General features: G+C 67.5%; 8 protein-coding genes and 1 rRNA gene. 6 read left to right on the top strand and 3 right to left on the bottom strand.

Features of this window, described 5'->3' with window-relative positions; translation table 11 throughout:
• Positions 1 to 131 precede the first annotated feature (131 nt).
• Positions 132 to 1,112: a cation diffusion facilitator family transporter gene (locus OG496_RS24205; RefSeq protein ID WP_405972369.1), complete on the top strand. Its 981-nt coding sequence runs from the start codon at positions 132 to 134 to the stop codon at positions 1,110 to 1,112.
• Between the two features lie 56 nt (positions 1,113 to 1,168).
• Here OG496_RS24205 and lepB read toward each other — a convergent pair whose 3' ends face one another.
• Both lepB and OG496_RS24195 read right to left on the bottom strand, forming a co-directional pair.
• A complete protein-coding gene (gene lepB / locus OG496_RS24200; protein ID WP_405972368.1) occupies positions 1,169 to 1,861 on the bottom strand; it encodes a signal peptidase I in 693 nt (230 codons plus the stop codon).
• Between the two features lie 88 nt (positions 1,862 to 1,949).
• Positions 1,950 to 4,115 (bottom strand): fructose-specific PTS transporter subunit EIIC, encoded by a 2,166-nt coding sequence (locus tag OG496_RS24195; protein WP_405972367.1) that lies wholly within the window; start codon positions 4,113 to 4,115, stop codon positions 1,950 to 1,952.
• Between the two features lie 408 nt (positions 4,116 to 4,523).
• Here OG496_RS24195 and OG496_RS24190 point away from each other — a divergent pair, with 408 nt between their 5' ends.
• From OG496_RS24190 to OG496_RS24180, 3 genes are all read left to right on the top strand, one after another.
• Positions 4,524 to 5,732 carry an IS110 family transposase gene (locus tag OG496_RS24190; protein WP_405854076.1) on the top strand — a complete coding sequence of 403 codons (1,209 nt, stop codon included), beginning with the start codon at positions 4,524 to 4,526 and terminating at the stop codon, positions 5,730 to 5,732.
• A gap of 359 nt (positions 5,733 to 6,091) precedes the next feature.
• On the top strand, positions 6,092 to 7,549 hold the full coding sequence (gene ahcY, locus OG496_RS24185) for an adenosylhomocysteinase (protein WP_366498945.1): 1,458 nt from the start codon (positions 6,092 to 6,094) through the stop codon (positions 7,547 to 7,549).
• Between the two features lie 163 nt (positions 7,550 to 7,712).
• Positions 7,713 to 8,327, top strand: a complete 615-nt coding sequence (locus OG496_RS24180; RefSeq protein WP_399395530.1) for a hypothetical protein — start codon at positions 7,713 to 7,715, stop codon at positions 8,325 to 8,327.
• A 50-nt stretch (positions 8,328 to 8,377) separates the two neighbouring features.
• Here OG496_RS24180 and OG496_RS24175 read toward each other — a convergent pair whose 3' ends face one another.
• Positions 8,378 to 9,373 (bottom strand): RDD family protein, encoded by a 996-nt coding sequence (locus tag OG496_RS24175; RefSeq protein ID WP_405972366.1) that lies wholly within the window; start codon positions 9,371 to 9,373, stop codon positions 8,378 to 8,380.
• 128 nt (positions 9,374 to 9,501) lie between these two features.
• On the opposite strand from OG496_RS24175, the gene OG496_RS24170 reads away from it, so the two are divergent.
• The gene (locus OG496_RS24170) at positions 9,502 to 10,509 is read left to right on the top strand and encodes a stage II sporulation protein M (protein ID WP_405972365.1); all 1,008 of its coding nucleotides are present in this window, start codon (positions 9,502 to 9,504) and stop codon (positions 10,507 to 10,509) included.
• Between the two features lie 580 nt (positions 10,510 to 11,089).
• Positions 11,090 to 12,617 (top strand): 16S ribosomal RNA (locus OG496_RS24165).
• Positions 12,618 to 12,886 lie beyond the last annotated feature (269 nt).

The raw sequence follows: 12,886 nt of genomic DNA, 5'->3' as shown, positions 1-12,886 counted from the left end.
ACCTGACGAGCCGTCGCCGGGCAGGGCTGCAAGAATGGCCCACCGGCAAAGGACGGGCAAAGACGACCGGACAGCCGCTCAGGGCAGACGTCCGGGGCAGACGTACGAAGGCGAAGGGACACCGCGAACACATGAGCGCGTCAGGCGGCACCAGGGCGATCGTGGCGGCACTCGGCGCCAACCTCGCGATCGCGGTATCGAAGTTCGTGGCGTTCGCCTTCAGCGGCTCGTCCTCGATGCTCGCCGAGGGCGTCCACTCCCTCGCGGACTCCGGCAACCAGGCCCTGCTCCTGATCGGCGGCAAGAAGGCCCAGCGCGAGGCCACCCCGCAACACCCCTTCGGCTACGGCCGCGAGCGGTACATCTACGCCTTCCTCGTCTCGATCGTCCTCTTCTCCGTCGGCGGCATGTTCGCCGTCTACGAGGGCTTCGAGAAGATCAGGCACCCGCACGAACTGGAGCACTGGTACTGGCCGGTGGGCGTCCTGGTGTTCGCGATCATCGCCGAGGGCTTCTCGTTCCGTACGGCCATCAAGGAGTCGAACGAACTGCGCGGCACGCACTCCTGGTCGCAGTTCATCCGCCGCGCCAAGGCCCCCGAACTGCCCGTCGTCCTCCTGGAGGACTTCGGCGCGCTCATCGGCCTGGTCCTCGCCCTCGGCGGCGTCGGCATGGCCCTGCTCACCGGCGACGGCATCTGGGACGGCATCGGCACGCTCTGCATCGGCATCCTGCTCATCCTGATCGCCCTGGTCCTGGCCGCCGAGACCAAGTCCCTGCTGCTCGGCGAGTCCGCCGGCACCGAGGACGTCAAGAAGATCGAGGCCGCGATTGTCGACGGCCACACGGTCACCGGCATCATCCACATGCGCACGCTCCACCTCGGCCCCGAGGAACTGCTCGTCGCCGCCAAGATCGCGGTCCAGCACGACGACACGGCCACCGAGGTCGCCACCGCGATCAACGCCGCCGAGTCCCGCATCCGCGAAGCCGTCCCGATCGCCCGCGTGATCTACCTCGAACCCGACATCTACAGCGAGTCCGAAGCCACCAAGGGCCCGGACCGCGAAGCCACCCCCGGAGGCCCGGCCCAGCACCCCGCCGAGCACTGAGACCCTCCGCTACGGCAACAGGCCCGCCGAGACGTCCGACGGCCCCGCTGCTCCGGCTAGCCCTGCTGAACGGGCCACGGCGCCACCGGCACCGCCCGCTGCCGCCGCCGTACTACGAACGCGGCGATCCCCAGGCCGATACCGACCAGGGCGAGGACGACCCCGCCGATGACCACCGCCCCGATGCCGGAGGCGACCGTACGGTCGTCGGTCACCCGGCCCCGGACGGCGGACTCGGCCACCGTCCCGTCGTGGTCGCTCGCGAAGAAACGCGAATCCCTGGAGTTCGCGCGGTTGTCACCGAGCAGGAACAGCCGCCCCTTCGGGACTGTCACGTCGTACGTCTTGTGCACGCCGTCGACATCACCCTGCTTCACATAGGGCTCCGCCAGTGGCTTTCCGTTCACGGTGATCCGCGCGGCCGTGCCCGACCCCGTGCAGCACACCACGCGGTCGCCGCCCACCCCGACGACTCGTTGCATCACGCTCGCGCTGAACCCGTAGCGGTCCGGCGCCGAGAACAGCACGACGTCACCGCGGTGCACCTCGCCGCCGTCGACCTTCTCGTAGATGATCCGGTCGCCCGGCTGGTACGTCGGCGCCATGCTCTGGCTGCTGATGGTGGAACCCCCGTACGAATTCCGCGCGTACGTGAGCGCGCCGATCGCCAGCACCACCCCCAACAGCCCCACCACGACAGCCGCGACCCCGAGTCCCCGCCCCTTGCCCGACATCGTTTCCCTCCCCATGCGGCACTTCCGCGGGCGCGAGGGTAGCGGGTCTCTGTGAACGGACTGTGCGGGCCCGCGACCTGCGACGGCCGCGGGCCCGCGGCGGCTAAACGACCTCGCTCAGCACACTGAGCACCGCCGACTCGTCCCCGGCCGCCGACAGCCGCTCCCGGAACCCGGCATCCATCAACTTCCGCGACAGCAGCGCCAGGATCCGCAGATGCTCATCACCAGCGGCCGCCTCCGGCACGGCGATCATGAACACCAGCCGGGCCTTCGTACCGTCCAGGGAGCCCCACTCGACCCCCTCCGCCGACCGCGCGAACCCGACGACCGGCGCACTCACCGCATCCGTCTTGGCATGCGGAATCGCGATCTCCTCCCCGAGCCCGGTCGTCCCCTGCGCCTCCCGCCGCAACGCGGTCGCCACCAACTCCTCGACGTCCACGACCTTCCCGGTCCGCGCCAACAGCCCGGCCATCTCCCGGATCACAGCCTCCTTGCCGTCCGCATCGAGCCGTACCTTCACGGTCCGCTCGGTGAGATAGCCGGAGAGGACTTCGAGGGTGGGGTTAGCGGTGGTGGGGGAGCCGGAACCGGGGGCGCCTTCGGCGGCGACCGATCCGGCATCTGCCGTAGGGCCAACTGCGGTCGCAGCATGCGCACTTGAGCCGCCAGAGCCCACCACGCCCGCTGTCACCGTCTCTCCGCGCCCAGTCCGCCGCTCCGCTACGACGGTCCCGGCGCCCGGCGCTCCCACCCCGGCTCCGACCAACGCGAGCTCGGGTTCGAGAGTGACCCCGTGTCCGACGGGCTCCCCGCGCCGCTTCCGCTCGCTCACGTCGACCAGCGCGACCGTCGTCACCGCGGTGACGGCCGTACCGATCGCCACCGCGACGAAGAACATCGGTACGCCGCTCACCGCGCCCAGCACCGCCACGATCGGCCCGCCGTGCGGCACGGCGTCCTTGACCCCGGCGAGCCCGGCGACCGCACCGGCCACCGCGCCGCCCAGCATGTTGGCGGGGATGACCTGCGCGGGCCGCGCCGCCGCGAACGGGATCGCGCCCTCGGAGATGCCGAAGCAGCCCATGAACAGCGAGGCCAGACCGGTCTCCCGCTCCTGCTCGGTGTAGAAACGCTGCCTTATCAGCGTGGCCAGTCCCTGGCCGAGCGGCATCACCGGGATCGCGGCCGCGCACATGCCCATGACGGCCTGGTTGCCGGTCGCGATGAGCCCCGCGCCGAACAGGAACGCCGTCTTGTTGACCGGCCCGCCCATGTCGAACGCGATCATCAGCCCCAGGATCGTGCCGAGCAGGATCGCGCTGGTGCCGGTCATCCCGCCGAGCCAGCTGGTGAGGTGCTCGAACACCCAGGAGATCGGTTTCCCGATCACGTTGATGAAGAACAGTCCGAGCGCCGTCGTCGCCAGGATCGGGATCACGATGATCGGCATGATCGGCTGCACGAACTTCGGGACCCTGACCTTCTTGATCCACAGCACCAGATAGCCGGCGAGGAACCCGGTCACGATCGCCCCGATGAAGCCGGCGCCCGCCTTCGAGTCGTACAGCGAACCGGTGTTGGCGATCCACCCGCCGATCATGCCCGGCACGAGCGCGGGCCGGTCGCCGATCGCATAGGCGATGTAGCCGGACAGGATCGGCACCATCAGCGTGAAACCGATCACGCCGATGTTGTTCACGTCCATCCAGAAGGAGTCCTTCGGGATGACCAGACCGCCGGAGGGGTCCGGATGGCCGCCGAGCGACAGCGAGATCGCGATCAGTAGCCCGCCGACCACGACGAACGGGATCATGTAACTGACCCCGTTCATCAGCGCCTTGTACGCGACGCTCCGCTCCCTGCCGCCCGGTGCCGCTGTTGCTGCGGCCGTACCGCCCGCCGTGTGTACGGGCGCTGACCGCACCTGCTCGATCAGTCGCTCGGGATGCCGGATGCCCTCGGCGACCCCGACCACGAGGACCCGCTTGCCGACGAAACGGCTCAGGTCCACGTCCTTGTCCGCGGCGACGATGACGCCGTCCGCGGTGCTGACATCGTTATCATCGAGGATGTTCTCAGCCCCGATGGATCCCTGCGTCTCCACCTTCATGTCGATGCCGCGGCTCTCGGCGGCCTGCGCGAGTTTCTCCGCGGCCATGTACGTGTGGGCGATGCCGGTCGGGCACGCGGTCACCGCGAGCAGCTTCAACCGCTGCCGCTCGCCATCGCCGCCCATGGGGGGAGGGCCGGCCGTAGTCGTCACGTCGTTCTCCTAACACCTTCGTCGTGCGGAACGCCGTCCCGGACGTCCCGCAAGATCGATCAGAGGTTCCTGATCTCCGTGCATCCTGCAACATCCGACGCCCGACTCAAAGACGCGGAAGTCCCTGGTCGCCGTCGTGCGCTCCCCCCGTTATGTTCTTCGCGGTCCTGCAAGAGGACCGCTGGCCTCCGGGCCCGGCATGACTGTTCCCCCCTGTCGAAGGCATGACCTGGGGGGTGGTGTCACCGGGCCCGGAAGGTGCCGTCGGAGACGCTGATCAGAGGCCCGACCACCGCCCCGCCGAGCGCAACGCCCGGCTCCCCGCGGGCGGCAGGTCTGCATAACGTGGATGCGCGTGCACGACACCGATGCCGAGGCCGGCACGTTCAACTCCCCTGGAAGGGCGCGATGTTCGACACCAAAGACGTGGGCGTGTTCCTCGGCCTGGACGTCGGCAAGAGCGCCCATCACGGGCACGGGCTGACCCCGGCCGGCAAGAAGGTCTTCGACAAGCCCCTGCCCAACAGCGAGCCGAAACTGCGGGCCGTCTTCGACAAGCTCACCGCGAAGTTCGGCACCGTCCTGGTGATCGTGGACCAGCCCGCCTCCATCGGAGCCCTCCCCCTCACCGTCGCCCGCGACGCCGGCTGCAAGGTCGCCTACCTGCCCGGCCTCGCCATGCGCCGGATCGCCGACCTCTACCCGGGCGAGGCCAAGACCGACGCCAAGGACGCCGCGGTCATCGCGGACGCCGCCCGCACCCTGCCCCACGCACTGCGCTCGCTGGAACTCACCGACGAGATCACCGCCGAACTGACCGTGCTCGTGGGCTTCGACCAGGACCTCGCCGCCGAGGCCACCCGCACCTCCAACCGGATACGCGGCCTGCTCACCCAGTTCCACCCCAGCCTGGAACGCGTCCTGGGCCCACGTCTCGACCACCAGGCCGTCACCTGGCTGCTGGAACGCTACGGCTCCCCGGCCAGCCTGCGGAAAGCCGGACGCCGCAGGCTCGTCGAGGCGGTCCGCCCCAGAGCCCCACGCATGGCGGCCCGGCTGATCGACGAGATCTTCGACGCGCTCGACGAACAGACCGTCGTCGTCCCCGGCACCGGCACCCTCGACATCGTCATCCCGTCCCTGGCCCGCTCGCTCGGAGCCGTCCACGACCAGCGCCGGACCCTGGAAGCCCAGATCGAGGCCCTGCTGGAGGCACACCCTCTTTCCCCGGTCCTGACCTCGATCCCGGGGGTCGCGGTCAGGACCGCCGCCGTCCTGCTGGTCACCGTCGGCGACGGCACCAGCTTCCCCACCGCCGCCCACCTGGCCTCCTACGCCGGGCTCGCGCCCACCACGAAGTCCTCGGGGACCTCGATCCACGGCGAACACGCGCCCAGAGGCGGCAACCGGCAACTGAAACGGGCGATGTTCCTCTCGGCCTTCGCCGCCCTGCACGATCCCGCCTCCCGCGCCTACTACGACAAACAACGCGCCCGCAAGAAAACCCACACGCAAGCCATCCTCCGCCTCGCCCGCCACCGCATCAGCGTGCTCTTCGCCATGCTCCGCGACGGCACCTTCTACGAACCCCGAACCCCCGAAACCGCTCCCGCATAACCCACTCAGCCTTGACGAAGGACATAGAGGCACCCCCCCGCCCACCGCTCGCGGGCACCCTGTTGCGGCTCCCCCGGAAACCCGGTCCGACACCGGACACCTGCCGGAGTTCGGCCGGATCCGTCCGGAGGCGGGCTGGGGGCGGCCGGGTCCACCGGTGTAGCTTGGGTGGGAGCCAGACGTCGCTGCTGATGGCGGTCGGGCGGTCCCGACGCGGACCGACCGAGGGAGAGAGGGCCTCCGACGGACTGCGCTGCGCGTACGGGGGCATTCCTGTGCCCTCCTTCGGGCACCCCTGTGTCCGCTGCCGCGCAGACCAGCCGTATCCACCAGGCCCCAACCCCGAGGAGCTCCTCGTAATGACGACTGTCGACAACCGACAGGACTTCAAGGTCGCCGATCTCTCCCTGGCCGAGTTCGGCCGCAAGGAGATCACCCTCGCCGAGCACGAGATGCCCGGCCTGATGTCGATCCGCCGTGAGTTCGCCGCCAGCCAGCCGCTGGCCGGCGCCCGCATCATGGGCTCGCTGCACATGACCGTGCAGACCGCCGTCCTGATCGAGACCCTGGTCGCCCTCGGCGCCGAGGTCCGCTGGGTGTCCTGCAACATCTTCTCCACCCAGGACCACGCGGCCGCCGCCATCGCCGTCGGCCCGAACGGCACGCCCGAGAACCCCCAGGGCATCCCGGTCTTCGCCTGGAAGGGCGAGACCCTGGAGGAGTACTGGTGGTGCACGGAGCAGGCGCTGACCTGGCCGAACACCCCCACCGGCGGCCCGAACATGATCCTGGACGACGGCGGCGACGCCACCATGCTCGTCCACAAGGGCGTCGAGTACGAGAAGGACGGCAAGGTCCCCTCCCTCGACACCGCCGAGTCCGACGAGCACCGCGTCGTCCTCCAGGTCCTGACCCGCACCATCTCCGAGGGCTCGCAGAAGTGGACCCAGCTCGCCTCGGAGATCCGCGGCGTGACCGAGGAGACCACGACCGGCGTGCACCGTCTCTACGAGATGCACCGTGACGGCACCCTCCTGTTCCCGGCGATCAACGTGAACGACGCCGTCACCAAGTCGAAGTTCGACAACAAGTACGGCTGCCGCCACTCCCTGATCGACGGCATCAACCGCGCCACCGACGTCCTCATCGGCGGCAAGACCGCGGTCGTCCTCGGCTACGGCGACGTGGGCAAGGGCTGCGCGGAGTCCCTGCGCGGACAGGGCGCCCGCGTAATCGTCACCGAGATCGACCCGATCTGCGCGCTGCAGGCGGCGATGGACGGCTACCAGGTCACGACGCTGGACGAGGTCGTCGACAAGGGCGACATCTTCGTCACCACGACCGGCAACAAGGACATCATCATGGCCGCGGACATGGCCAAGATGAAGCACCAGGCGATCGTCGGCAACATCGGTCACTTCGACAACGAGATCGACATGGCCGGCCTGGCGAAGATCCCGGGCATCGTCAAGGACGAGGTCAAGCCGCAGGTCCACACCTGGAAGTTCCCCGACGGCAAGGTCCTCATCGTGCTGTCCGAGGGCCGTCTGCTGAACCTGGGCAACGCCACCGGCCACCCCTCGTTCGTGATGTCCAACTCCTTCGCGGACCAGACCCTGGCCCAGATCGAGTTGTTCACCAAGCCCGAGGAGTACCCGACCGACGTCTACGTGCTGCCCAAGCACCTCGACGAGAAGGTCGCCCGCCTCCACCTGGACGCGCTCGGCGTGAAGCTGACCACGCTCCGCCCCGAGCAGGCGTCGTACATCGGCGTCGAGGTCGAGGGCCCGTACAAGTCGGACCACTACCGTTACTGAGCCGGCGACCCCGCCCGCTGTGACCGCGTCCGTGCACTGACGCGGTTCTCAGCGGCGGGTCCTCAGCAGCAGATCCTCCGAGGCAGGCCCCCGCACCCCCGTGCCGGGGGCCTGCCCCTTTGGTTCCGTCGGCCGGACCGGCCCGTCAAGACCCAGGACCCCGATGCCCCGCGGCCGTTATTCGCTCCACGATCCGCACGATCACACCCCCCTCGCAGCAGAACACTTCCAGTGCGCCCCCGGCCCGTCCGGCTGGCGTTATGTCTCCCAACTCACCACCCCCTCCGGCGATCACAGCGGTTCCGTCGACCTCACGCTCGACGAACTCGGCCGCCCGATCCGGCTGGAACTCCATGCGGCGAGCTGGCAGGTGCGCGGCGCCGCTCTCGACGGCGTCACCTGGGTCCGCACCGACCCCACCGGCACCGATGCCACCGAAGGCAATGTCCGCGCGCACGCCTTCACCGGCACCTCTCCCGCGTTCCTCATCGCCACCACCCGTCTCCTGCGCCTCACCCCTTCCTCCGCCGCGACCCGCGTCCGCCTGGTCAGCCTCACGGAACCGGTCCTCGCCCCCCGCACCGTGGACCAGTCCTGGGCCTTGCTGAAAAGAGAAACACACGGCACTGACAACGGCCCTCTGACCGTGGACGAATACCAGGTCACAGCCCTGGACACGGGCGAGCAGCATGCCGTGCACATCGCTGGCGACGTGGTGCTCGCGGCACCCGGCATCGAGCTGGAGGAGTTGGAGTCGCCGCCGTCCGTCTTCGGCTGAGCGGCGGTGTTCCGGCCCCGCCGCTCAGCCGCAGGACGCGGCCGGGGGCGTCAGGCGGGCGGCGCGAATCCGGTGGACGGCCGGGGTTCGGCGGGCGTCGCGCTCTGCGGCGCCGACGGCTCCGGGCTGGGCGCGACTTGCTCGGCTTCCGCACCTGCCGCGGGGGCACGCCAAACCGGGGGAGTGGAACCGTACGGCTGCTGAGGAGTCGGCGACGGCTGGAACGCCGAGTTGCCGAAGGCACCCGGCACACCCGCCCCGGGCCCGAACCCGCCGGCCGGTACGCCCCCGACCGCGCCGTTCCCGAAGGCCCGCCGTACATCCCGTGCCTGCCGCTCCTGCACCACCGCCGCCAGATACGCGGCCGGCGGAACACCATGCGGCGCCGGAGCGCCCGTACGAGCCACGAGGTCCGCGGCGAGCCGCTCGGCCATGGCCCAGCCGACCTGCGGATCCAGCTGCTGCATCCGCGTCAGGTACTGCCGGATGGCCAGCCACAACCCGTCGGGAACGGCGGACAGATCAAGCTCGGCGAAACGTCCCGTCAGCCACGGCGGCGGAGGAGGCACAAAGGCCGTCTGCCCGGCGGACACCCTTTCCCTTACGACCAGAGTGCCCGCGAACACATCCCCGAGCCGCCGACCGCGCGCCGAGACGAGCGAGGCGATACAGGCGACGACCCCGAACGTCATCAGGATCTCGATCACACCGATCGCACCCCGCACGAGCGCGTGCCGGAACCGGATCGGCCCGCCGTCGTCCCGCACCACGCGCAGCCCGAACGCCAGCTTCCCGAGCGAACGCCCATGGCTCAGCGTCTCCACCGCTATGGGACCGCCGACCAGCACCAGCACAAAGGCCGCGATCGACATCGCGACCTGTGCCGCGACATCCAAAGAAGCCGTGGAAAACATCAGTGCCACGGTCACGGCGGTGTAGGCGGCGATGGCCACGATCAGATCGAGCAACACCGCCAGCGCCCTGCTGGGCAGCCTCGCGGGGCGCAACTCCAGCGCCACCGCCTCGCCCGTCACCAGCTCACTCACGCCTGCCGCCCTTCCCCTGCCCTGCCCCTGGAACAGCCAGTCTGCCAAGCTGAGGGCACATCGCGCCCCAGTACGACAAGCTGATCCCGGACCAGCAGTCGACGAGCAGCCGAGGAGCAGGCAACCAGATGGACCTCGACGTCTTCGTCTCGGCCCACCGAGCCGAGTGGGACCGCCTCGACGCGCTGCTCCGCCGCCAGCGTCGCCTCAACGGCGCCGAGGCCGACGAACTCGTCGCTCTGTACCAGCGCACGGCCACCCATCTCTCCCTGATCCAGTCCAGCGCCCCGGATCCCCAACTCACCGGTCGGCTCAGCCAACTCGTGGCACGCGCGCGTAGTGCGGTGACAGGCACCCGCCGTGCCTCCTGGCGTGATGTCACACGCTTCCTGGGGCACAGTTTTCCGGCCGCGGTGTACAGAGCACGCCACTGGTGGGTCTCCACCGCACTGCTGTCGACCGTGGTCGCGATCCTTCTGGGCTGGTGGATAGGCACCCACCCCGAAGTGCAGTCCTCCATCGCTGCCCCGAGCCAGCTGCGCGACCTCACCCGCCCCGGTGGCGAGTACGAGACCTACTACTCCAGCCACCCGGCGGCGGCCTTCGCCGCACAGGTCTGGACGAACAATGCCAAGGCCGCCGCGATGTGCCTGGTCCTGGGCGTGTTCCTGGGCCTGCCGGTCCTCTGGATCCTCTTCGAGAACATGCTCAACCTGGGCGTCGGCATCGGCCTGATGTCGTCGGCAGGCCGGCTCGACACCTTCCTCGGCCTGATCCTCCCGCACGGCCTGCTCGAACTCACGGCGGTCTTCGTCGCCGCAGGTACCGGGATGCGCCTCGGCTGGACCCTCATCGACCCCGGCCCACGCTCGCGCCGCACAGCCCTGGCCGAAGAGGGCCGAGCAGCCGTGGGCATGGCGATCGGCCTGGCCCTGGTCCTGTTCATCTCCGGCGCCATCGAAGGCTTCGTCACCCCGTCAGGCCTCCCCACCTGGGCCCGTATCGGCATCGGCATCGTCGCCGAAGGGGCCTTCCTGACGTACGTCTACGTCCTGGGCGGTCGTGCCGTACGTGCAGGGGAGACCGGCGACGTCGAGGCGGCCGAACGCAGCTCCTCCGTCCCCACCGCCGCCTGATGTGCGGGCACTCCTGCTGAGCTGCTAGTCTCCTCTTCGCCCCACAGGAACCGTTGACACGGACCGGTCGGGGAGGTAGATTCGAACAGTTGCCTAGAACTGGATCTGATCCGGTCGGCGACAGTGAGTGTCTGTCTGCTTCTAAAAACATCGATGGAAACGTCGATTTCAAGGAAGCCACACTCCCGATGAATCGGAAAAGAGCGGCCGGTCAGTCCGGCCCGGGACTTCTGATAAAGTCGGAACCGCCGGAAAGGGAAACGCGGAAGCGGAAACCTGGAAAGCACCGAGGAAATCGGGACCGGAAACGGTCTGATAGAGTCGGAAACGCAAGACCGAAGGGAAAAGCCCGGAGGAAAGCCCGAGAGGGTGAGTACAAAGGAAGCGTCCGTTCCTTGAGAACTCAACAGCGTGCCAAAAATCAACGCCAGATATGTTGATACCCCGTCTCCAAACATCATCTGATGTCTGGGACGAGGTTCCTTTGAAGAAAACATACAGCGAGGACGCTGTGAACGGTCGGGCTTATTCCGCCTGACTGTTCCGCTCTCGTGTATGTGGTCCCGATTACGGGAAGACATTCACGGAGAGTTTGATCCTGGCTCAGGACGAACGCTGGCGGCGTGCTTAACACATGCAAGTCGAACGATGAACCACTTCGGTGGGGATTAGTGGCGAACGGGTGAGTAACACGTGGGCAATCTGCCCTGCACTCTGGGACAAGCCCTGGAAACGGGGTCTAATACCGGATAATACTCCTGCACTCATGTGTGGGGGTTAAAAGCTCCGGCGGTGCAGGATGAGCCCGCGGCCTATCAGCTTGTTGGTGAGGTAATGGCTCACCAAGGCGACGACGGGTAGCCGGCCTGAGAGGGCGACCGGCCACACTGGGACTGAGACACGGCCCAGACTCCTACGGGAGGCAGCAGTGGGGAATATTGCACAATGGGCGAAAGCCTGATGCAGCGACGCCGCGTGAGGGATGACGGCCTTCGGGTTGTAAACCTCTTTCAGCAGGGAAGAAGCGCAAGTGACGGTACCTGCAGAAGAAGCGCCGGCTAACTACGTGCCAGCAGCCGCGGTAATACGTAGGGCGCAAGCGTTGTCCGGAATTATTGGGCGTAAAGAGCTCGTAGGCGGCTTGTCACGTCGGGTGTGAAAGCCCGGGGCTTAACCCCGGGTCTGCATTCGATACGGGCTAGCTAGAGTGTGGTAGGGGAGATCGGAATTCCTGGTGTAGCGGTGAAATGCGCAGATATCAGGAGGAACACCGGTGGCGAAGGCGGATCTCTGGGCCATTACTGACGCTGAGGAGCGAAAGCGTGGGGAGCGAACAGGATTAGATACCCTGGTAGTCCACGCCGTAAACGGTGGGAACTAGGTGTTGGCGACATTCCACGTCGTCGGTGCCGCAGCTAACGCATTAAGTTCCCCGCCTGGGGAGTACGGCCGCAAGGCTAAAACTCAAAGGAATTGACGGGGGCCCGCACAAGCAGCGGAGCATGTGGCTTAATTCGACGCAACGCGAAGAACCTTACCAAGGCTTGACATACACCGGAAAGCATTAGAGATGGTGCCCCCCTTGTGGTCGGTGTACAGGTGGTGCATGGCTGTCGTCAGCTCGTGTCGTGAGATGTTGGGTTAAGTCCCGCAACGAGCGCAACCCTTGTCCTGTGTTGCCAGCGTGCCCTTCGGGGTGACGGGGACTCACAGGAGACCGCCGGGGTCAACTCGGAGGAAGGTGGGGACGACGTCAAGTCATCATGCCCCTTATGTCTTGGGCTGCACACGTGCTACAATGGCCGGTACAATGAGCTGCGATACCGTGAGGTGGAGCGAATCTCAAAAAGCCGGTCTCAGTTCGGATTGGGGTCTGCAACTCGACCCCATGAAGTCGGAGTTGCTAGTAATCGCAGATCAGCATTGCTGCGGTGAATACGTTCCCGGGCCTTGTACACACCGCCCGTCACGTCACGAAAGTCGGTAACACCCGAAGCCGGTGGCCCAACCCCCTTGTGGGGAGGGAGCTGTCGAAGGTGGGACTGGCGATTGGGACGAAGTCGTAACAAGGTAGCCGTACCGGAAGGTGCGGCTGGATCACCTCCTTTCTAAGGAGCATCTAGGCCGCCAAGTTCGCTTGGTGGTCCAGGGCCATTACGTCGGCAGATGTCCGACGGTGGTTGCTCAAGGGTGGAACGTTGATTATTCGGTGTCGCCGCTCATCTCGGGCTGCAAGTACTGCTCTTCGGGGCGTGGAAAGCTGACCACGAGTGACGGGGATGCCGGGCACGCTGTTGGGTGTCTGAGGGCACGGCCGAGAGGCTGCCTTCAGTGCCGACCCCAGTGAACTCCGGTGCAGACCGGGGGTGATGGGTGG

Origin of the sequence: Streptomyces sp. NBC_00988 (genome assembly GCF_045162645.1) — a bacterium.
GTDB lineage: Bacteria > Actinomycetota > Actinomycetes > Streptomycetales > Streptomycetaceae > Streptomyces.
The sequence above is the reverse complement of the archived record's forward strand: the minus strand, read 5'-3'. Positions and strand labels throughout refer to the sequence as shown.

Excerpts from the sequence above, each read along its gene's own strand:
- OG496_RS24190 (WP_405854076.1), top strand. The coding sequence starts at position 4,524 with ATGTTCGACACCAAAGACGTGGGCGTGTTCCTCGGCCTGGACGTCGGC.
- lepB (WP_405972368.1), bottom strand. The coding sequence starts at position 1,861 with ATGGGGAGGGAAACGATGTCGGGCAAGGGGCGGGGACTCGGGGTCGCG.
- OG496_RS24205 (WP_405972369.1), top strand. The coding sequence starts at position 132 with ATGAGCGCGTCAGGCGGCACCAGGGCGATCGTGGCGGCACTCGGCGCC.
- OG496_RS24170 (WP_405972365.1), top strand. The coding sequence starts at position 9,502 with ATGGACCTCGACGTCTTCGTCTCGGCCCACCGAGCCGAGTGGGACCGC.
- ahcY (WP_366498945.1), top strand. The coding sequence starts at position 6,092 with ATGACGACTGTCGACAACCGACAGGACTTCAAGGTCGCCGATCTCTCC.
- OG496_RS24180 (WP_399395530.1), top strand. The coding sequence starts at position 7,713 with ATGCCCCGCGGCCGTTATTCGCTCCACGATCCGCACGATCACACCCCC.